We start from the raw sequence: 20,643 nt of genomic DNA on the forward strand, positions 1-20,643 counted from the left end.
ATGTCCACCGCAGAGAAGATCGTCATCGTCGATGGCGCCCGCACCCCCATCGGCAGTTTCGGCGGCGTGTTCAAGGACACCCCCGGCTACGAACTCGGGGCCGCGGCGACGACCGAGGCGCTGCGACGCTCCGGTGTGGCCGCCGAAGATGTCCGTGAGGTCATCATGGGCTGCATCGGCCAGGTCGGCCCCGACGCCTACAACGCCCGCCGCGTGGCCCTCACCGCCGGCCTGCCCGTGAGCACCCCGGCGTACACCGTGAACCGCCTGTGCGGCTCCGGTCTGCAGGCCATCTGGTCGGCCGCCATGGAGATGCGCTGGAACGGCCTCGACATCACCCTCGCCGGTGGTGACGAGTCGATGACGCGGATGCCGTTCTACGACTTCGGTGCACGCTCGGGCTACAAGCTCGGCGACCGCGCGCTGGTCGACGGCACGGTCGGCATGCTCACCGACCCGTTCCACAACATCCACATGGGTGTCACCGCGGAGAACGTCGCCACCAAGTACGGAGTCTCACGCCAGGAGCAGGACGAGTTCGCGCTGCGCTCCCAGCAGTTGGCGGCCACCGATGCGGCCAAGGCGGCCTTCGCCGAGGAGATCGTGGTGGTGACGACCTCGGGCCGCAAGCCCGTGGAGGTCAGCGTCGACGAGCACCCCAAGCCGGACACCACGCTGGAGATCCTTGGCAAGCTGCGCCCGGCCTTCCAGAAGGACGGGTCGGTCACGGCCGGCAACGCCTCGGGCATCAACGACGGTGGCGCTGCGGTCGTGCTCGCCACCGAGTCGGCGGTCGCCGAGCGTGGCCTGACCGGTCTGGTCTCCCTCGAGGCCGTCGCCACCGGCGCGCTGGAGCCCGAGCTGATGGGGTACGCCCCGGTGCTCGCGCTCCAGAGCCTGTTCGAGCAGACCGGCCTGGCGCCCTCGGACATCGGCACGTTCGAGGTCAACGAGGCGTTCGCCTCCCAGGCCGTCGCGGTCGTGCGTGACGCCGGCCTCGACATGGACCGGGTCAACCCGTACGGCGGGGCGATCGCGCTGGGTCACCCGGTCGGTGCGACCGGCGCGATCCTGACGCTGCGCGCGGCCAAGGACATGGTGCGCCGCGACCTCGAGTACGGCGTGGTGACGATGTGCATCGGTGGCGGCCAGGCGTTGGCTGCGCTGCTGCGCCGCGTCTGATCACCGGGTTCGACTCGAGTGTCCCTCCGCCCTCCCGCGGTTCGAGGTATTACCCGTCGCAATAGCGACGGGTAATACCTCGAACCGCAGGGGAACGGGCTCGAACCGCGGGAGGGCGCGTCAGCGCTTGGCCAACCAGGGGCCGATCTTGGTGGTCGGCAGCCGCGCCCACGAGGCCTCGAACTCCCGCTCCACATCCGCGCCACGACGCTCCTCGGCGGCGTGCAGGCGACCATAGGTGAACGTGTCCTCGCCGGCCTCGTGGGCGGCCTCGGCGAGTTCGAGCAGCCGCTGACGCGCCACGACGGAGTCCTGATGGTCACCGAGCGACTCCTGCACCGCCGTCGCGCGGGCGGCGAGCTTGGCGGCTCGCGCCCCCAGGACCGGCACGGCCGATTCGGCGGCGTACCGCAGCCGCTTGGCCTTCTTCCGCACCGCGTGCAGGGCGAGATCATGCTCGACCGGGTCGGTGGCCCGCTGCGCCGCGCGGTGGGTGCGAGTGACCAACCGCAGGTCACGCGCGATGAGCCGAGGCAACACGACGGAGGCGCGTTCGGTGGCCAGCGCGGTGATGTCGGGTTCGAGCACGAGACGCTCCAGGCGATCGAGCAGCGTCAGGTAGCGCTCACCGTCCATCTGCTCGACGGAGTCTCGTCGGCCGCGATCGTAGGTCTCCTGCTGCCGCTGCGCGATCTTCTCGACGACCGGCCCGCGGATCGCCTCGGGCGGCTCCTGGGCGAGGAGGGCGGCGAAGTGGTCGCGGAGCACCTCCGCATCACGCGCGACACCGAGCTCCGCGCCGATCCATCGCAGATCCGCCTCGATCTCGGCCAGACCCTCGGGCTGCAGGAGCGGCTCGAACGTCTTCAACGCCGACCGCAATCGCCGCGCCGCGACGCGCATCTTGTGCACGCTGTCGTCGGCATCGACGCGCACGCGGCGGTCCTGGTCGATCAGGGCCCGCACGTGCTGCCCGAGGTGGGCCTGCATCGCCTCCTTGGCGGTGGCCCTGCCGCGCAACTTCTGGGTCGAGGGCCACTGGGTCGGCGACGGAGCGTCGTCGCCGAGGGCGCGCGCGAGCTTCGAGGCGTGGTCGGCCGGGGTGGCTCCGGCATCGGCGAGCACCTGCGCGACGTCGACGAAGACGCCGGGCTCGCCGTCGACCAGCTCAACCTCCCACTCGCGCCACTGGGCCAACGGCACCGGCCGGTCGAGACGCTGCGCGGTGACGAGGTCGTCGGCGACCTTGGCGAGCACCACGTCCTCGTAACCGACGAGGTCGGTCTCGTGGCGCGTCGTGGTGAGCCGCACGACGGGGGCGAGGGGCTCGAGTCGCACCACGGCCCGCACGAGGCCGAGCAGGTCCTCGGGCACCGACTCGTCATCGTCGCCGAGCGGATGGGCGACCTCGGTGCGGGCACCCTCGGTGGCAGGCAGTTTCAGGTGCCACCCCGCGTCGGCGCCACCGACCCGGCGGCGCAGCGTGATGCGATGGCGCGACAAGGCGAACGACGCCGTGTCGTAGTAGGTCGCGTCGAGGTGGTGCTCGTGGGCCACCGTCGTCGTCACGCCTGGGACCTGCGCCAGATCGGGCATCACGTCGGAGGCCTGGACGTCGTACTTGCGCTCGATCTCGGTGGTGGACGAAACAGACATCCTTCATTCTCCCACTGGCCGATCGGCCGAATCATCGGCCACCGACCACAGTCGGACAGGTCACACAGTAGATTTCGCCATGAACCCACCCACACCGCTTGAGGAGCTGACGATTCCATGCAGCCTGTTTCCTTCACGGCCCTGACGCCGCTTTCATTCCTGCGACGCTCCGCATCGGTGTGGCCGCAGAGCACGGCGATCGTCTACGGCGACCGTCGCCACACCTACGCGCAGTTCCAGGCCGAGGCCGTGCGGGTGGCGCATGCGCTGAAGCACGCCGGCGTGAAGCCGGGCGACCGCGTCGCCTACCTCATGCCGAACGTGCCGGAGATGGTCGTGGCCGAGTTCGCGGTGCCGCTGGCCGGCGGCGTGCTGCTGGCGATGAACACCCGACTGGCACCGCCGGAGATCGGGTACATCCTCCAGCACTCCGAGGCCAAGGTGCTCATCGTCGACGCCGGTTTCGCCACCGCCGCGATCGAGGGCGTGCAGGACGCGAACCTCTCCATCCCCGTCGTCGTCGTCGATGACACCGTGGCCGGGATCACCGCGACCGACGCCCACCGCGAGGCGCTCGGCGGCTTCTTCCGCACCTACGACGAGTTCCTGGCGACTGGGTCGGACGAGCCGCTGCCGTTCGAGATCGACGACGAATTGGCACCGCTCGCGCTGAACTACACCTCCGGGACGACCGGGCGACCCAAGGGAGTCGTGTACACGCACCGCGGCGCGCACCTCAACGCGCTGAGCGAGATCATCCACTCCGGCTTCACCCGGGCGTCCAACTACCTGTGGACCCTGCCGCTCTTCCACTGCAACGGCTGGTGCACCGGCTGGGCCGTGACCGCGGTCGGTGGCACCCAGGTCTGCCTGCGCGAGGTGCGCGGGACCGCCATCTGGGACAACATTCGCACCCATGAGATCACCCATCTCAACGGCGCTCCGACCGTCGTCACGACGATCCTCAATGCCGAGGAGGCCGGCCGGCTGGAGTCGCCGATCACCATCACCACCGCAGGTGCTCCGCCGGCGCCGGCGACCATCATGGAGATGGCCGACATGGGCTTCACCATCAACCACGTCTACGGCCTGACCGAGTCCTACGGTCCGTACTCCGTGTGTGAGCCCCAGGACTCGTGGACGGAGATGTCGCGCGAGGACCGCGCGGTGGCGCAGGCTCGGCAGGGCGTGGGTATGATCCACGCCGACCGGCTGCGCGTCGTCGACGGTCAGATGGGCGACGTGCCCGCCGACGGCACGACCATGGGTGAGATCGTCATGCGCGGCAACGGCATCATGAAGGGCTACTTCAAGGACGACGCCGGCACCGCGGCGGCGTTCCAGGGTGGCTGGTTCCACACCGGCGACCTCGGCGTCATGCACCCGGACGGGTATGTCGAGTTGCGCGACCGGATGAAGGACGTCGTCATCTCCGGCGGCGAGAACATCTCCACCGTCGAGGTCGAGCAGGCGCTCATGTCACACCCGGACGTGCTCGAGGCGGCGGTCATCGGGGTGCCCGACCCGAAGTGGGGCGAGCGTCCCAAGGGCTTCGTCATCGTCAAGCCGGACGCCACCATCACCGGCGAGGAACTGGTCGAGCACGTCAAGACCCGCATCGCTCGGTACAAGGCGCCCGGGTCGGTGGACGTCGTGCCGGACCTGCCGAAGACGAGCACCGGCAAGATCCAGAAGTTCGCGCTGCGCGAGCAGGCCTGGGCCGGGCACGAGTCCCGCATCCAGGGTTGATCGACCGGGCCGGCCAGGTCAGAGGCGCGTCAGAGCCTGATGCGCCTCGACCATGGCCGGCCCGTACCAGGTCAGGTGGCGGCCGCTGACCAACTGGGTGGCGGTGTGGGTGAACGACTCCGGTCCGTCCTCCGGGGTGAAGACGTAGGGCTCGTCGGGCAGGAGGACGAGGTCGATGTCGGCCCGGTCGAGGTCGGCCAGGTCCACCTTGGGGTAGCGCCCGGAGTGCTGCTCGAAGACGTTGTCGAAACCGACCCGGCGCAGCAGGTCACCGGTGTAGGTGCGTGACCCGACGACCATCCACGGGTCACGCCAGATCGGCACCGCCACCCGAGTCGTGATGGGTGGGAGCGCGGTGTCCCAGAGTCGGCGTGCCTCGGCCAGCCACTCGGGGATACCCCAGCCCAGGGCCTCGGCGAACAGCCGGTCCATGGCGTCGAGGGACTGCGGGACCGATTCGATGACGGTCACCCACACCGGTACTCCGGCCTCGCGCAGGCGCCGGACGTCGATCTCGCGGTTCTCCTCCTGGTTGGCGATGACCAGGTCGGGGGAGAGGGCGACGACGGCGCGCCAGTCGACGTTCTTCGTGCCACGCACGCGCGCGACGTCGAGGTCGGCCGGGTGTGTGCACCACTCCGTGGCCCCGACGAGCGCCTCTGGCCGGGTGGCGGCGACCGCCTCGGTCAGTGATGGAACCAGCGAGACCACGCGGGTGGCGGTCGTCGGGACGTCAACCGGGGTGCCGAGGTCATCAGGGGTGGGCATGACGCCCAGCCTACGAGTGTGCTTCAGGTCAACAGGGCACCGGCAAGGTGCTCGGTGACTGCGATGCCATGCACCGGCCAACTGATGAAGACGTCGAGGACGTCACCGCCCGTCGGAATGGTGAATCGTCCGGCGCCGTGGAAGGAGACCAGCCCCTCGTCGTCGACGCCACCGCCGGCGTCGACGACCTCGTATGGGACGTTCACGCCCCCCGATGAGAGGTTGAGGGTGAAGCACCCAGATGGGCGAAGTTCCTGCCAAGAGCCATCCGGCCCCCAGTCAGCGAGATCGGCGAGGTAGTCGTGCCCGCTGACAGCATTCGCTTCCCAAGAGACGTGGAAGGTCGCCGATGGCCCACGCGTGACCCATCCGTAGATCTCGACACGGGCATCGTCGCCTGGAACGGTGAGGTCCAACCCTGCCACGGTGCGAGGAGGTAGGTGGCCGGTCATGAGGTACCGCTCAGATCTGTCAGGAGTATCGGCATCGATTGTCCCTTCCCGATCGACCAGTGCAGTCGCGCGTCTTAGCCCCGTCGTACGTCCATCCCCTGGGGCTATACGCCTCCAAGCCCGTTGCGATCGTCAGAGGCTTCCCGGAGCGATCCGATGTGCTGGTGAGGTACTTGACGCTCGTTCCCGTCTTCCAGCCCGTATAGAGGTTTGTCCCGCAGACCCTGCCAGAGCAGACGGCAAACAGGCGTAGTCGTCGCTGCGAGAACGCGCCGGAGTTGGGGAAATAGCTGGTTGTCAGGGTTAGCTTCGAGGTCTTGGTTCCGGGGTCAACGGTGGCCCGCACGGAGAACTTGTCCGTCACGGTGCAGCCGCTGGACGTGCAGTACGCGCCCTCGACGATTGTTCGCATCTGGTGCCAGGCCCAGCGATCCCCTGTCTTGACACCCCTAACGGGGAAAGTGTTCGGGTTAGAGGGTGTGACGCTGTATGTCCCCACATTCAGGGCGTTGTCCAGTTCATCAAGTTCGCTCAGTTGCTCGGCGATCGAGGCCTGAGGGGTGCCGACGCCAACGTCCTCCCCGGAGTTCAGTTGATCGCGCATCCCCTTGGACATCGTGCGCACAGTCTCTTCGGAATCTGGGTGTTCGCCTACGTGGTGCTCCAGCGCGTCAGCAGCCGAAGTATCCCCGGTCCGGACGACGAAGATGGGTTCGTCGCGAGGTTGAACTTCCAGCGAGACTGCGGCCCTGGCCGACGGTGAGACTATAAGTGCCAGCGTCGTCGCCATGGCCCTCCATGTGATCCTGCGCACACGAAGATCCAAGCAGCGCGTGAAACAGCCTGTCAAGTGCGGCCTGCGTGGCTTGGAAGCGTCGCAGCTTCCCACTTGAGCCAGGCAAGGGCTTGAGGTGCTGCCGCCTCAGGGCGCGTGGTACATCGCTGTGGCGCGGACGCCCACCCGACCGTCGTGGTCACGTCCCAGCACCTCGAACGACGCCACGCCGCGGCCGACGTGCTGTGGCGTGGCGGTGAACGATGCTCCGTGTTCGGCCGACAGCGGTGCCAGGAAGGTGACGTCCAGCGAGGCCGCGAGACGATCACCGGTCGTGGCCGCGAGGTGCGCGGCCGCCAATTCGCAGGCCCACATGGAGATGCCGCCGTGCAGGATCCCGGCGGGGTTCGTCAAGGCGCGGTGCGGCAGCACCTCGATCGTCGTCTCGTCCACGATCCTGACCAGATCGGCGGGCTGCAGGGCGGTCGGCAAGGCTTCGTCCAGCCCCCGAGGGGTCAGTTCGTCCGTCGTCGGGAAGAAGCGGACCCACTGCGAGACGGTTGCCACGGGGAGGCCGTTCGGATCCGTGATCTCCCCGCCGCCGTGGGCGTTGCGGCCCACGGGAGGCGATGTCAGCGCTCGGGCGCTCAGGACGCTGCCGTCGCTGGGCACGCGCTGGTGGAAGGTGATGTGACAGTGGGTCGTGACCGACCAATGTCCATCCGCGCGCCAGCGGTTGGCGCCGTAGCCGAAGGCCTCATCGACGAACACCCCCAGCGCCCCCGCCGCGGGGGCGCCGGACGGTGCCAGACACCAGGGCCCGGTCGTCATGGTGCCAACGGTGTCGTCACCGTCGGTGTCGACCCGCCCGAGGTGGAACAACTGGCTGGGACCACCGCCGTAATACGTCGAGTCCTCGCGCAGGCGCGCCACGGTGGGCGAGGCGTGGTCAGGCAAGATTGGTGCCCTCGAGCACGGCCGGAGCGGTGCTGCGGTGGAAACCCTTGAACGGTGCGGTGTTGTTGGACCCCTGCAGCGGCCAGCCACCGCGCCAATTGGGCGTGCCGCCATCGACCCGCAGCACCGATCCGGTGACATAGGCCGCGGCCGGCGACAGGAGGTAGACGATGCCGGCCGAGATCTCCGCCTCGGTGCCGAACCGGCGCAGCGGGATGACGGGCACGGCCTGGTCCCGGAAGAACACGTTGTCGGCTTCGGTGTAGGTGTCGAATCCGCTCGAGGCGATGCCGCCCGGCGCGAGGGCATTGACGCGAACACCGAACTCGGCCCACTCGCAGGCCGCGGTCTCGGTCAGGGTGAGCATGCCGCCGCGGGCGGCGCCGGAGTGACCCATGCCCGGCCAGCCGTGCCAGATGTCGGCGATGATGTTGACGATGGAGCCGCCGTTCTGCGCCATCCACTGGTTGACGGTCTCGCGCATCATGATGAAACCGCCGGTGAGGTTGTTGCGCACCACGGCTTCGAAGCCCTTGGTCGAGACGTCCTTCAGGGGCGACTTGTACTGGCCGCCGGCGTTGTTGACCAGGCCGTCGATCTTGCCGTGCTCGGCGAGGATGGCGGAGATCGCGGCGGAGACCGCCGGCTCGTCACGGATGTCGAAGGCGTGGCTCGACACCGAGCCGCCGTCCTCGGTGATCTCGGCGACCACGGTGTCGAGCTTGTCCTGGCTGCGTCCGGTGATGACCACGTGCGCGCCGAGGTGGGCCAGCTCATGGGCCGTGCACCGCCCCAGGCCGCTGCCACCGCCGGTGATGACGATGACCTGGTCAGCAAAGAGGTCCTGCGCATAGATCGAGGTGTAGGCCACGTCGCCTCCAATGTGGTGGGATCTGAGATCCTGTTTGGTCGGACAATTAAACCAACCGTACATGCCGAGTGGGCGATTGCACCAGAGGTGGCATCATCCCATCACCGGGGAGATCCCCAGCGGGCATAGGGTGCAGCCATGCCAACCGCACGTGAGTACGCCCCGGTCGAGTGGACCCAGCAGGGCGAATACGAGGACATTCGGTACGACCTCAGCGGCGACGGGATCGCCAAGATCACTATCTGTCGACCGGAGGTGCGCAATGCGTTCCGTCCGCAGACGCTGATCGAGATCTCCGACGCGCTGACCTTGGCGCGCGAGGATGGCGACGTCGGCGTCATCATCCTCACCGGTGAGGGCCCGGACGCCTTCTGCTCCGGCGGTGACCAGCGCGTGCGCGGTGACACGGGTTACTTGACGGAGCCCGGTAAGGCGGGCTCGGTGGGACGGTTCCACGTGACCGACCTCCAGATCCAGATCCGACGACTGCCCAAGCCGGTCGTGGCCATGGTGGCCGGTTACGCGGTCGGTGGCGGGCACATCCTCCACCTCGTCTGCGACCTGACGATCTCTGCCGACAACGGCAAGTTCGGCCAGGTCGGCCCGAAGGTCGGCTCCTTCGACGGCGGCTACGGCGCGGCCCTGCTGGCCGACCTCGTCGGGCCGAAGAAGGCCAAGGAGATCTGGTTCCTCTGCCGGATGTACGACGCGCAAGAGGCGCGCGAGATGGGGCTGGTCAACACCGTCGTGCCGCTGGCCGATCTCGAGTCCGAGACGGTGGCGTGGTGCCGCGAGATGTTGGAGAAGTCACCATTCGCCCTGCGTCTGATGAAGGCGAGCTTCAACGCCTCGGAGGATGGCATGGCCGGCCTGCAGCAGCTGGCGCACGACGCGAACCTGCTCTTCTACAGCACGGACGAGGCGAAGGAGGGGCGCGAGGCCTACAAGGCCAAGCGTCGCCCGGAGTTCGAGAAGTTCCCGCGCCGCCCGTGAGGGTTTCGCGATCCGCGGTCCGACCAGGCCGGCGTCGGTGACGGCGCGGACCTGATCGACGCGACGGAGGGGCCTGCCACTGGGGAAATCCACACCCCGGTCGTCGGGCCCCTCTTGTGTATGCCACAGGCCCCAACTATGGTCCAACCATTCGCGGTAGTGGGAGGATCAGTATGGACGTGACCAGTCTCTACGGGCGTCGAAACACCGACCGGTGGAACCGGATGGTCGTCGGCGACGTGTTCGAGCGGGTGCGCTGGAGCACTCCGGACAAGGTGGCCCTCATCGGGTGGGAGGGGGCCTACGGGAGCGCGGACCTCGCCCGGGTCACCTACGCCGAGGCCGACGATCGCGCGAATCAGGTGGCCAACGCCCTGCTGGCACGAGGCCTCGAACGCGGGGCTCGCGTCCTGCTGTACTGCGACAACTCCATCGAGGCGGTCCTGTCGATGATCGGGGTCGCGAAGGCGGGGCTGGTGGCCGTGCCGGTCAACCCGCACCTGGCCGGTGATCTGCTCCGGTGGGTGGTCGACCTGACCGAGCCGAGCTTCGTCATCGCCGACGCCGAACATGTGGGCCGGGCCGCCGACGTGCTGGGTTCGGCTCCGGGTGTGGGCGTGACCATCGAGATCGGGGGCGTCGCCGCTGCGGGCAGCGTGGGCTGGGAGGCGTGGCTGCGGGAGGTGCCCACCTCCGAGCCCGACGTCGAGATCGCGCTGCACGCCGATGACATCTGGTGTCTGACCTTCACCTCCGGTACGACCGCGATGCCGAAGGCGTCGATGTCGTCGAACACCTTCTCCTACCTGTCGGCGTGGGCCTACTCGATGTCGTTGACGCGCGGTTTGGATGTCGAGACCGATCTCATCCAGGCCACGTTCCTGCCGATCATCTACCACACGGGTTTCAGTTCCAGCGTGCTCGCCTCCGTGCTGACCGGCGGCACCCTGGTCCTGGGCCGGCGCCCGAACGCCGAGGCCCTGGCCCTGGCCGTGACGACGACCCGGGCGACCGCCGTGTGGGCCGGAGCGCCGCTCTGGGTGCAGAAGTTGACCGACGAGGCCACGGCTCACCCGGCGAGCATCGATCTGAGCTCCCTCACCGTGGTGATGTTCGCGTGGGGAACGATTCGGCCGGCGATGTTCGAGGAGGTCCGTCGGGTCTGTGCCGATGGCGTCCGCCTGCTCGAGGTGTTCGGGCAGACGGAGTCGATGTCGTGCTACCGCTTCTGGCCACACCGTGAGCCGGCGAAATTCGCCGAAAGCATCGAGGGCGTCAACCACGTCGGCCGACCCAACCCCCTGCTGGCCGCGCAGATCGTGGACCTCGACGGCACGCCACTGCGCGGGACGGTGGGAGTGCCGGGGGAGGCGGTGTACCGATCTCCGGCGATCAGTTCCGGCTACTACCGCGACGAGGTCGCCACGGCGGAGGCCTTCCGTGGAGGCTGGTTCCACTCCGAGGACAGCTGTCGTTACACCGACGACGGCTCCCAGATCATGGTCGACCGCTACAAGGACATCGTGAAGTCCGGTGGCGAGAACATCTCGTCCCTGCGCGTCGAGACCGTCCTGGCCGACTGCCCGGGTGTCGAGAAGGTCGCCGTCGTCGGGATCCCCGACGATCGCTGGGGCGAGCGGGTCATCGCCGTGCTCACGGCCCGGGCCGGAGCCGAGGTCACCGAGGAGGCCGTCCTGGACTACGCGCGAGCGCACCTGGCCGGGTACGAGGTGCCCAAGCAGGTGCTCGTGGTGGATGCCCTGCCCGAGACCGTGGGGGGCAAGGTGCAGAAGCACCGGGTCCGCAACCAACTGTCGACATGACCTGGGGGTGGGGCAGGTGCGACGGGACCCGCGGCTGATGATCCCGAGCGGTCGCACCCTGCCCGAGATTGCGGAGGAGGGCGTCGCGGACGCCGGGGCGAGCGCGGAGATCGCGGCATTGCGCGGCCGCCTGGAGGTGCTCGAGTCGTTCGACCGGGCCCAGGGGCTGTCCGGACTGGTCAATGCGGCCCAGGCCGGGTTGCGCAAGCCGGTCGCCTACATCGACCTCGGACATCGGCTGGTGGCGGGGGCCCCACGCGAGCATCGCCAGTGGCCCGACCTGCGGCGCGTGCTGGCCGCGTGCCACGCGGCTTCCTCCGTGGCCATCGGGGCGGCGCCCCTGATCGCTCCGGCGGGGCCCACGACCGGGTTGGCCCACCGCGTCCTGGTGACCCCGGTCGGGATCGGCGAGGAGCACGTCGGGTGGTGCTTGGTCGTGGAGCGCCCCGGCCGGCTGGACGAGACCGACGGGTACATCCTGCGCGCACTCGCCCGCCGGCTCGGCCTCGAATTGCGCACCCAGCAGCGCATCGCCCGCGTCGCGTTCGACGCCCGCGCCACCTTGGCGCGGCAATTGGCGCGAGGAACCGCCACGCTGGACGACCTGCGCGCGAGCGGGGAGTACCTCGGCGTCGACGTCGATGCGAGCCGGGTCGTGGTCCACGTCCTGGATGGAAGCCCGGAGGCCTCGGCACCGGGCGCCGAACCGGTCGATCCCGGCCTGATCGCTGCCGACATCAGGCGCGCCACGGCCACCGACGTGCTCGCCGCTCGCGGCAACGAGGGCGTACTCCTGATGGTGGAGGCGCCGGAGGGCGTCCCCGGCCACGAGGTCACGGTGCGCGTGCGACGAGCGGTCGAGATGGCCCTGGCACAACGATGTGGTCCCGCTGCCGTGGCCGGGGTCTCCGACGTGGCCGAGCCGGGACACTTCATGCGCGCCTATCGAGACGCGCGTGACGTCGCCCATTCCGTGCGCCGCTGGGGTGGCGCGGGCCGGCGGGTGTTGTCGGTCGGGGACCTCGGCCCGGCGCGACTCTTCCTGGCCAACAGTGACATCGTGGCGCTGCGGCGACATGTCAGCGCGACAATCGGCCCTCTTCTCGAAGCGGAGTCGGGAGATCTGCTGCCGACCCTCCAGACGTGGTTCGATCTCGGCCGCAGCATCCGCGGTACGGCCCAGGAACTCGGGGGTCCACGAGAACACGGTGCGGCTGCGGCTGAACAAGGTCCAGACCTTGACCGGACTCGACATGACCAATGCGAACGATCAACTCAGCGTGCAGACGGCGCTGCTCGTGCTGCGCCTGCAGGGTCACCCTGCCGTGGACGAGCGAGCCCCGGCACCGACCAGCCAGCGAAAGGAAGGGACGACATGAGCAGGACCGCACCCAAGGCCTTGGTCACCGGAGCCGCCCGGGAGGGCAGCATCGGTGAGGCCATCGTCGAGCGGCTCGTCGCCGATGGGATGGAGGTCGTCACGATGGACCGCCGCCCCGGCTGCACGTGGCAACTCGACATCGCCCGCGACCCCCTGCCCGACCTGTCCGATGTCGACGTCTATGTCGGCAACGCTGCCCTGACGACCGTGTTCGGCCAGGCTCACACCCTCGACCTGGCCAAGTGGCAGCTCGATCTGGACGTCAACCTCACCGGTACCTTCCGGGTGCTGCAGGCCTGTCTGGCCGGCATGCGCGAGCGCGGCTTCGGCCGGGTGGTGCTCGTCTCGAGCACGGCCGGCACGGTGGGTTTGCCCGGGCAGGTCAGCTACAGCACCACCAAGGCCGGGCTGCTCGGCATGGTCAAGACGGTGGCGGCCGAGAACGTGGCCACCGGCATCACGGCCAATGCGGTGCTGCCGGGGATGACGGCGAGCAGCGGGGTGCTGTCCATGCCGGCCGACATCGTGCAGGCCTGGCGCGACAGCATGCCCGGCGGGATGGTCGAACCGGAGGACATCGCCGATGCGGTGGCGTACTTCGCCTCCCCGCGCGCAGGCCGGGTGACCGGGCAGATCCTGACGGTCGACGCGGGCGACGGCCTCAACACCCGGTCGGTCACTTCGAGTGTGGTCGGTTCGGCACCGTGAAGGCCTTCGTCATCCGGGACCTCATCGGGCCCGCCGGCGGCGCCGTGGAGGACGTTCCCGAGCCGGTCGGGGCGCACGAGTGGGCCGACGGCCAGCGACTGCTGATCGACGTGCACGCGACCGGCCTGTCGTTCCCGGATCTGCTGCAGTCCCGGGGCGAGTACCAGCACGGCAAACCGACGCCCTACGTGTCCGGGGGTGAAGTCGCCGGGGTGGTGCTCGAGGCTCCGCCCGGATCACGGTGGCGGCCCGGGGATCGCGTGGCGAGCCTGACGTTGTGGGGTGGATTGGCCCAGCGCGCCCTCGGCATGCCCCAGTACACCGTGCGTCTGCCCGATGCGATGTCGTGGATCGAGGGCGCCGCCCTGCAACTGAACTACTCCACGGCCTGGTTCGCCGCTCGTCGGGTCAGCCTGACGGCGGGGGAGTCCGTGCTGATCCACGGCGCCGCCGGCGGGGTGGGCACGGCGGCGCTGCAGGTGACGCGAGCGCTGGGGGCGACGCCGATCGCGGTCGTCTCCGACGACGCCAAGGCTGCGGTGGCCCGACGGCTGGGGGCGATGCACGTGATCCGGCCGGAGCCCGGTTGGGTCGAGGAGGTGCGCGGGCTCACCCAGGGGCGTGGCGTCGACGTGGTCATCGACCCGGTCGGCGGGGATCGGTTCACCGACTCGCTGCGCAGCCTCGACGTGGGCGGCCGCCTGGCCGTCGTCGGGTTCGCCGGCGGCGAGATCCCGACGGTGAAGGTGAACCGGCTCCTGCTGCGCGACCTCAGCGTCGTCGGGGTGGCTCTCGCCCCCTACGTCGAGCGTCATCCCCAGATCGCCGTCGAGATGGCCGAGGCGATCGAGGATCTCGCCCAGCGCGGCGCCATCACGCCGCACATCGGTGCGGTGCTGCCGTTGGCGCAGGCCGCCCAGGCCCTGGAGTCGATCGCCGGGCGAACCGCCCACGGCAAGGTCGTCGTCGACCTCGCCGGTGTTGGCGCCTGAACGCGCCGACCGACGCTCCATTACGTCCATTTGGATCTCTTGACCAATGGTTAGACCAAAAGTACGCTTGACCCCACATCCGATCCGAAGGGAATCACAGCCAATGACGACTGACCTGAAGACTGTTCACGACCGATACTCCGAGCAGGAGATCGCCGCGTGGTACGAGTCGGGTTACTGGACCACCGAGAGCTTCGCGGCCCTGGCCCACCGTCAGGCTGAGGCCCACGGGGACAAGACCTCCTTCATCGACGACCGCGGGTCGCTCACCTACGCGCAGTTCGAGGAGCGCGCCCTGCGACTGGCCGTCGGGCTGCACCGTCAGGGGATTCAGCGCGGCCAGCGCGTGGTGGTCCAACTGCCGAACTGGACCGAGTTCCCGACCATCGCGCTGGCGCTCTCGCGGATCGGGGCGGTACTCGTCCCCGTCATGCCGATCTACCGCAACGACGAGGTGGCCTACGTCCTCCAGCATTCCGGGGCCGTGGCCGCCATCACGTGTGGTTCCTTCCGCAACTTCGACCACGCCGCAATGTTCCGCAGCCTCCGGCAGCAGGCGCCGGCCGTGAAGAACCTGTGGGTGGCCCGCAGCGAGGGCGAGGAGGCCCTGGACGCCCTCATCGTCGAGGGTGACCTGGCGACCCTGACGAGCGAACTCCCCGAGGACAGCCGGCCCGACGACGCCTTCCTGATCGTCTACACCTCCGGCACCACCTCCCGGCCGAAGGGCTGCCTGCACACCTTCAACACCGTTCGCACCAGCGCTGCGGCCATCCACACGGCCCTCGACTACACCGCCGACGACGTCCAGTTCGGCCCTTCGCCGATCACCCACGCCACGGGTCTGGTGACCAGCGTCGTGTTGCCCATGCTGGCCGGCGCCTCCTCCTACCTCATGGAGGTGTGGGAGCCCACGGCCGGTGTCGCCGCCGTCAAGCGCCACGGGTGCACCGCGGCCGTCACCGCGGCCCCGTTCCTGCAGATGCTCCTGGACGCCAACGACCCAGGGCAGAACGACGCCGGCACCCTCACCCGCTGGATCTGCGCCGGCTCGCCCATCCCGCCGCCGCTCGTCGAGCGGGCCGGTCGCGAGTTGCCCGGGTTGCGGGTTCTCAGCCTGTACGGTCGGTCGGAGAACTTCGTCACGACGACCTGCAGCACCGGTGACGACCCCGGTCGAGCGCTGACCTCCGACGGCCAGGCCGTCGACGGAGGTTCGGTCAAGATCGTCGGTGGCGATGGCCTCGAGGTGGCCCGTGGCGAGGAGGGCGACATCGCCTACCGCGGCCCGAGCCACATGATCGAGTACTTCCACGACGACGAGCAGACCGGTGCGCTGTTCACCCCGGAGGGCTACTCCCGCTCCGGCGACCTCGGGCGCATGGACGAGGACGGTTTCGTTCGGGTCACCGGGCGCACGAAGGACCTGATCATCCGGGGCGGCATGAACATCAGCGCTCGCGAGATCGAGGAGCACCTCATGCGCCACGACTCGGTGTCGCAGGTCGCGGCCGTCGGCATGCCGGACGACCGACTCGGCGAGAAGGTCTGCATCTACGTGGTCCCGGCTGACGGCGCGTCACCGACCCTGGCGGAACTGACCGACTTCCTGCGCAGCGACGGCATCGCGACACAGAAGCTCCCCGAGCGACTGGAGGTCGTCGACGCGTTGCCGATGACCGCCACGGGCAAGGTGCAGAAGCATGTCCTGCGCCAGCAGATCGCCGAGAGGCTGGCAGCGGTATGACCGAGGCGGGTGCCGACTTCCACGATCCGCTGGTCCGGCGCGACGAGGCCGCCAGCCTGCCGGCGCGATTCTTCGACCGATTCATGTTCAACCTGCATCCGGTCGATGACACCCAGCCGTCGGTCATCCTCGGCTACGGCGTGTACCCGCCCAAGGATGTCGCCGATGGGTTCGCGGTGATCTCGACCGCCACGGAGCAGCGCAATGTCCGCTTCTCCACGGAGTTGTCGGCGACGGGCGACGAGGGCTCCGGACCGCTGCGGTTCGAGTGCGTCGCCGCCAACCGGGAATGGCGCCTGCAGTTGGGCGAGAACCCCACGGGCGTCGAACTCGACGTCACCTGGACCGCCCGCACGCCGTACTGGCTGGGGTCGGTCGAGGTCGACAACGCCGACGGCCCAGCCACCTCGTTCGATCATCTCGTGCAGTCGGGTCGCTACCGGGGCACCATCACCATCGACGGGCGCCAGCAGCCCGTCGATGGCTGGTACGGCCAGCGGGACCGTTCCCGCGGGGTGCGCACGATGAGCGGCGGCCAGGGACTGCACATCTGGTTCCAGGCCCAGTTCGCCGACCGCTCCGTGGGCTTCCTGCTCGTGGAGGGCCGGCAGGGCGGGGACCGCCTGCTGCTGGAGGGCGCCGTCATGCATGAGGACGGCACCCTGGACGACGTCGTCGAGGTCCGCCACGATCTCGTCTTCGACGACGGGCTCGACCTCACCTCCGGGATCGTCGAGGTGATCACGGCCGCGGGTCGGGTCTACCGGATCGACTGCGACGGCACCGCCCGGGGCGGGTACATGTCCGGAGGCGGGTACGGGGGCCATCACGGGAAGCCGCGCGGGCGCGATCATCTCGAGTCCGACACGTACCCCCTCGACGGCACGGTCTCCCCGCGCACCGTGGACACGGCCCTGACGGACCGACTCACGGCGTTCACGTGGGGAGAGCAGCGCGGCACGGGCATCTTCGAGTTCGCCCACTCGCGGAGCAGTTCCTACCGCTACCTCCCGACTCTGGGCGACTGACTCGAGACTCCTCAGTTGATCAGCACGCCGCCGTCGACGGGCAGGCTCACGCCTGTCACGTAGGCGGCGGCGTCGCTGGCGAGGAACACGACCACGGCAGCGGCGTCCTGCGGGTCACCGATGCGCCCGATCGGGATCTTCGCGGCGATGACCTTGCGCTTGTAGTTCTCGCTGTAGTTGGCGGTCGCCTCCGAAGGGAAGACCCCGGGCAGGATCGCGTTGACCCGAATTCCCTTGGGCCCCAACTGCGCTGCCAGGTCACGCGTCAGCCCGAGCACACCGGCCTTGCTCGCGCTGTACCCGGCCGCCGGCATCTTGGCGGTGGTCAGCGCCATGACGCTCGAGACGTTGATGATCGACCCGCCCGCTCCCATGACCCGGGCAGCCTCGCGGACCATCCAGTAGGAGCCGAAGAGATTGATGTCGACCACGGACCGGAAGTGCTCCGGCGGGTCGTCGGTGACACTGTGATACTCCCCACCGGTACCGGCGTTGTTGACGAGGATGTCCACGCGGCCCAACCGGTCCATCGCCGTGTCCACCACCCGCGCGCAGTCCTCCAGCGCGGTCACATCGGCGGTGATCGCCACCACCCGAACGCCCAACGCCTCGACGGCCCGCTTGGTCTCCTCCAGACGGTCGCTGCGGCGCGCCGTGATGACGACGTCCGCACCGCTCTGCGCCAATCCGAGGGCATGCGCGACTCCCAGGCCGGAGGAGGCTCCGGTAACGATGGCGACGCGACGCGCCAGGGAGAAGCGTTCGGGCACGGTCGCGGCGCTCTCGACGGCGATGTGGGCCAGTTCTGGTTCGGTCATGCCATGTGTCTAACAGCGGCGGCCGCCGGGGTCACCGAGGAGACATCGACCGGGTGTGGAGATCTCCAGCCCGCGCGCTCGTCGGTCTTGCCGCCAGCGGGCCCCCTCCGGCAGGGTCGCGGCCATGAATGAACCAGATCCCGAGGCCATGCGCAGCCGACTCGACGGTCTGTTCGAGACCCGCTGGCCGGGGGCTCGCACCGGTGACCTGCGACGGCTCCCCGGCGGAGTCTCGAGTCTGACCTATCTCGTGTCCGTGACGGGCCTGGCGGAGGTGAGCCACGTGGTGGTGAAGGTGGCTCCGCCCGGACTGGCGCCGGTGCGCAATCGGGACGTGCTCCGGCAGGCGCGATTGATGCGGGCGCTGGGCTCCGCGACCGACCTGCGTCTGCCGGAGGTGCTGCTGGAGGAGGACGGCGATCCACCGTTGTTCGTCATGACGCGGCTGGTGGGCGACAGCTACGAACCGCTCACCGACGTGGCCGCGGACCCACCCAGCCCCGCGGTGGTCCGGGAGCGGGCGTTCGCAGCCGCCGGGGCCCTGGCGGCGATGCAGGCCGTGTTGCCGGAGGAGCTCGGGCTGGGGGACGAGCCGGTGCTCACCCCGGCCGACGAGCTGGCGAAGTGGGCCGCCCTGTTCGACACGGTCGACGACGACATCTGTCCGACGCAGAACGGCCTGCGGGCGCGGCTGGAATCCGCGACACCCGAGTTGGGCGGGGCGGTCGTCACGCACGGGGACTTCCGGTTGGGCAACATGATCTTCGAGGGCTCCGACCTGTCGGGCGTCATCGACTGGGAGATCTGGGGGGTCGGAGATCAGCGTCATGACGTCGCGTGGCTGGTCATGCACGCCGACCCGGTCCACCGCTTCCATGACACCCGACCGGAGGCCGACGTGGTCGCGGGCCGAGCGATGCCGTCACCGGCCGAGATGCTTGACGCCATCGTGGCGGCCACGGGCCGGGGGAGTGAACTGCTGCCGAACCTGGGCTGGTTCCTGGCCCTGAATCAGTACAAGGTGGCCTCGACGGTCGGCGTCCTGGCCAAGCGCAACCGGCGCGCGCCGCACCCACGACCGGACCTGGTCGCGGCCGCGCAGACGCTGTCGGTCGTCGTCGAACGCGGCCACGACCTGCTCGATCGTGGCATGGAGGCCTTCAGTCGCTGACGCGTACGACGACCTTCCCGACCGCCGACCGCTGCGACATCGAGGCCATGGCCGCGCCGGCCTCCGCCAACGACCAGACCGACCCCACCCGCGGGGCCAGCCGCCCGGCGAGCGCCAGGTCCTCGACCCCACGGGCGACCCGCGCCAGGGTGCCCGGGTACTCCGTCTCCATGTTGTCCATGGTGATGCCGGTGACGGTCAGGTTGCGATGGAGGAGCCGGTTGACCTTGACCGTCGGGATCGAACCGCCGGTGAAGCCGATCACCACGAGGCGGCCACCCTGACGCAGCGAGCGCAGGGAGTCGGTGAACCGGTCGCCACCGACCGGGTCGAGGACGACGTGGACGCCGCGGCCGTCGGTGACCTCGCGCACCCGATCCAGCCATCCCTCCCCGGCATCCACGACGAACTCGGCTCCGCACTCTCGGGCCACCTCGGCCTTCTCCGGTGTCGAGACGACCGCCACGGCTCGCGCACCGAACGACTTGGCGAGGTCCAGCGCCGCCGTTCCGACACCACCGGCGGCGCCGTGGACGAGGACGAACTCACCGGGCTCCACCCGCGCCCGGTCATACGCGTACCAGGCGGTGGCGTAGTTCATGTACAACGCAGCACCGTGCTCGAAGTCCATGGAGTCGGGCAGTTTGACCGTGTAGTCCGGCAGCGCGAGGCACCGCTCGGCAAGCGCCCCCTGCCACACGATGCCGCCCACCCGGTCGCCGGGCACGAATCGGGTGTCGGTCGGTGCCTCGAGCACGACGCCGGCGAACTCGCTGCCCGCGACGTAGGGAGCCGGAAGCCCGTTCTGGTACTCGCCGCGGGTCTGCAGTGGGTCGATGAAGGACAGTCCGGCGGCCCGTACATCGATGAGCATCCGTTGGCCGTTGGCCCGGGGGTGGGCGCCGACTGGTTCGGGGACGTCGGTCAGGTGGGCCGCCTGGGGCCCGGTCAGGCTCTCGACGACCACGCCCCTCACGACGAGGCCGCCTCGGCGACGCGAGCGTTCTCGAAGTACGCCACGACGGCGGTCGCGACGCAGACCGGGCCGGGCAGGCCCTCGGCCTCGAAGACCTGCTCGATGGTGACCCGAACGCCGCCCTCGATGTCGCGCACCTCCGCGATCCGCGCCGACATGCGCACGCGCGCGTCGACGGGGACCGGTTGGAGGAAGCGCACCTTCTCGAAGCCGTAGTTCAGGGCCAGCGGCACACCCGTCACGGCGTACAACTCGTAGAGGAACCGCGGGCCCAGGGAGAGGGTCAGCAGGCCATGGGCAATGGTCGAATCGAGACCCGCCGCTCGGGCGGCCTGCGCGTCGACGTGGATCGCCTCGAAGTCGTCGGTGGCCCGGGCGAAGTCGTCGATGCGTTGCTGATCGACGGTGAACCACGGGGTGGATCCGAGGTCGCGGCCGCCGGCCGCGCGGATGGCGTCAATGCCGTGAAGTTCCAACATGCCCCGATCCTGCTCGCCTCGGCCCGCGACTGCCCGTCCGGCGACGAGGCGCGATGTGGAATCCCACACCGCTCCCCACCATGCCCGCCCCGCGGACCGCATTCAGTCCGTACCGTC

Annotated in this window: 18 protein-coding genes and 2 pseudogenes; 11 read left to right on the forward strand and 9 right to left on the reverse strand. The window is 69.4% G+C overall.

Translation table 11 applies throughout. The features are described 5' to 3' along the window. On the forward strand, positions 1–1,182 hold the full coding sequence (locus KD1_RS00465; RefSeq protein WP_068395909.1) for a thiolase family protein: 1,182 nt from the start codon (positions 1–3) through the stop codon (positions 1,180–1,182). 120 nt (positions 1,183–1,302) lie between these two features. Here the strand turns inward: KD1_RS00465 and KD1_RS00470 are convergent, their stop codons facing one another. Then, positions 1,303–2,838, reverse strand: a complete 1,536-nt coding sequence (locus KD1_RS00470; RefSeq protein ID WP_068395912.1) for a CYTH and CHAD domain-containing protein — start codon at positions 2,836–2,838, stop codon at positions 1,303–1,305. A 117-nt stretch (positions 2,839–2,955) separates the two neighbouring features. Here KD1_RS00470 and KD1_RS00475 point away from each other — a divergent pair, with 117 nt between their 5' ends. Further along, positions 2,956–4,587: a long-chain-fatty-acid--CoA ligase gene (locus tag KD1_RS00475; RefSeq protein WP_068395915.1), complete on the forward strand. Its 1,632-nt coding sequence runs from the start codon at positions 2,956–2,958 to the stop codon at positions 4,585–4,587. An 18-nt stretch (positions 4,588–4,605) separates the two neighbouring features. On the opposite strand, the gene KD1_RS00480 is transcribed toward KD1_RS00475, so the two are convergent. The 5 genes from KD1_RS00480 to KD1_RS00500 all read right to left on the reverse strand — a co-directional run bounded on the left by KD1_RS00480 (position 4,606) and on the right by KD1_RS00500 (position 8,410). After that, entirely contained in the window at positions 4,606–5,355 is a 750-nt protein-coding gene (locus KD1_RS00480) for a helical backbone metal receptor (protein WP_068395917.1), read from the reverse strand. Between the two features lie 23 nt (positions 5,356–5,378). Next, on the reverse strand, positions 5,379–5,561 hold the full coding sequence (locus KD1_RS00485) for a hypothetical protein (RefSeq protein WP_068395920.1): 183 nt from the start codon (positions 5,559–5,561) through the stop codon (positions 5,379–5,381). A 265-nt stretch (positions 5,562–5,826) separates the two neighbouring features. Beyond that, positions 5,827–6,597, reverse strand: coding sequence for a hypothetical protein (locus KD1_RS00490; RefSeq protein ID WP_068395923.1), 771 nt, complete (start codon positions 6,595–6,597; stop codon positions 5,827–5,829). A gap of 132 nt (positions 6,598–6,729) precedes the next feature. Further along, the gene (locus KD1_RS00495; RefSeq protein WP_169795307.1) at positions 6,730–7,539 is read right to left on the reverse strand and encodes a PaaI family thioesterase; all 810 of its coding nucleotides are present in this window, start codon (positions 7,537–7,539) and stop codon (positions 6,730–6,732) included. Beyond that, complete coding sequence (locus KD1_RS00500) at positions 7,532–8,410, reverse strand: SDR family oxidoreductase (protein ID WP_068395930.1); 879 nt, start codon at positions 8,408–8,410, stop codon at positions 7,532–7,534. Before KD1_RS00500 ends, KD1_RS00495 begins: the two co-directional genes overlap by 8 nt. 138 nt (positions 8,411–8,548) lie before the next feature. Here KD1_RS00500 and menB point away from each other — a divergent pair, with 138 nt between their 5' ends. From menB to KD1_RS00530, 8 genes and pseudogenes are all read left to right on the forward strand, one after another. Continuing rightward, positions 8,549–9,403, forward strand: a complete 855-nt coding sequence (gene menB, locus KD1_RS00505; protein WP_068395933.1) for a 1,4-dihydroxy-2-naphthoyl-CoA synthase — start codon at positions 8,549–8,551, stop codon at positions 9,401–9,403. Positions 9,404–9,582: 179 nt separating this feature from the next. Beyond that, positions 9,583–11,226 carry a class I adenylate-forming enzyme family protein gene (locus KD1_RS00510; protein ID WP_217995758.1) on the forward strand — a complete coding sequence of 548 codons (1,644 nt, stop codon included), beginning with the start codon at positions 9,583–9,585 and terminating at the stop codon, positions 11,224–11,226. A gap of 37 nt (positions 11,227–11,263) precedes the next feature. Next, a pseudogene (locus KD1_RS17595) lies at positions 11,264–12,181 on the forward strand (hypothetical protein); the annotation flags it as partial. 121 nt (positions 12,182–12,302) lie between these two features. After that, positions 12,303–12,605, forward strand: a complete 303-nt coding sequence (locus KD1_RS17600; RefSeq protein ID WP_083541857.1) for a helix-turn-helix domain-containing protein — start codon at positions 12,303–12,305, stop codon at positions 12,603–12,605. Between the two features lie 29 nt (positions 12,606–12,634). Continuing rightward, positions 12,635–13,315: pseudogene (locus KD1_RS17605) on the forward strand (SDR family NAD(P)-dependent oxidoreductase); the annotation flags it as partial. Next, positions 13,312–14,307 (forward strand): NADPH:quinone oxidoreductase family protein, encoded by a 996-nt coding sequence (locus KD1_RS00520; RefSeq protein WP_068395939.1) that lies wholly within the window; start codon positions 13,312–13,314, stop codon positions 14,305–14,307. The pseudogene KD1_RS17605 and the gene KD1_RS00520, both read left to right, overlap by 4 nt. Positions 14,308–14,410: 103 nt before the next feature. Next, a complete protein-coding gene (locus KD1_RS00525) occupies positions 14,411–16,054 on the forward strand; it encodes an AMP-binding protein (protein WP_068395942.1) in 1,644 nt (547 codons plus the stop codon). After that, complete coding sequence (locus KD1_RS00530) at positions 16,051–17,082, forward strand: Rv3169 family protein (RefSeq protein WP_068395945.1); 1,032 nt, start codon at positions 16,051–16,053, stop codon at positions 17,080–17,082. The genes KD1_RS00525 and KD1_RS00530 overlap by 4 nt, the downstream gene beginning before the upstream one ends. A gap of 11 nt (positions 17,083–17,093) precedes the next feature. Here the strand turns inward: KD1_RS00530 and KD1_RS00535 are convergent, their stop codons facing one another. After that, positions 17,094–17,900: an SDR family NAD(P)-dependent oxidoreductase gene (locus tag KD1_RS00535; RefSeq protein WP_068395947.1), complete on the reverse strand. Its 807-nt coding sequence runs from the start codon at positions 17,898–17,900 to the stop codon at positions 17,094–17,096. Between the two features lie 124 nt (positions 17,901–18,024). Here KD1_RS00535 and KD1_RS00540 point away from each other — a divergent pair, with 124 nt between their 5' ends. Next, positions 18,025–19,071 (forward strand): phosphotransferase family protein, encoded by a 1,047-nt coding sequence (locus KD1_RS00540; protein WP_068395949.1) that lies wholly within the window; start codon positions 18,025–18,027, stop codon positions 19,069–19,071. On the opposite strand, the gene KD1_RS00545 is transcribed toward KD1_RS00540, so the two are convergent. After that, entirely contained in the window at positions 19,061–20,047 is a 987-nt protein-coding gene (locus KD1_RS00545) for an NADPH:quinone oxidoreductase family protein (protein WP_068395951.1), read from the reverse strand. The two genes, KD1_RS00540 and KD1_RS00545, sit on opposite strands and share 11 nt — an antisense overlap. Beyond that, complete coding sequence (locus KD1_RS00550; RefSeq protein ID WP_068395954.1) at positions 20,044–20,526, reverse strand: MaoC family dehydratase; 483 nt, start codon at positions 20,524–20,526, stop codon at positions 20,044–20,046. The genes KD1_RS00545 and KD1_RS00550 overlap by 4 nt, the downstream gene beginning before the upstream one ends. Positions 20,527–20,643 lie beyond the last annotated feature (117 nt).

It is taken from the genome of Kribbia dieselivorans NBRC 106261, from assembly GCF_001552435.1.
Classification (GTDB): Bacteria; Actinomycetota; Actinomycetes; order Actinomycetales; family Dermatophilaceae; genus Kribbia; species Kribbia dieselivorans.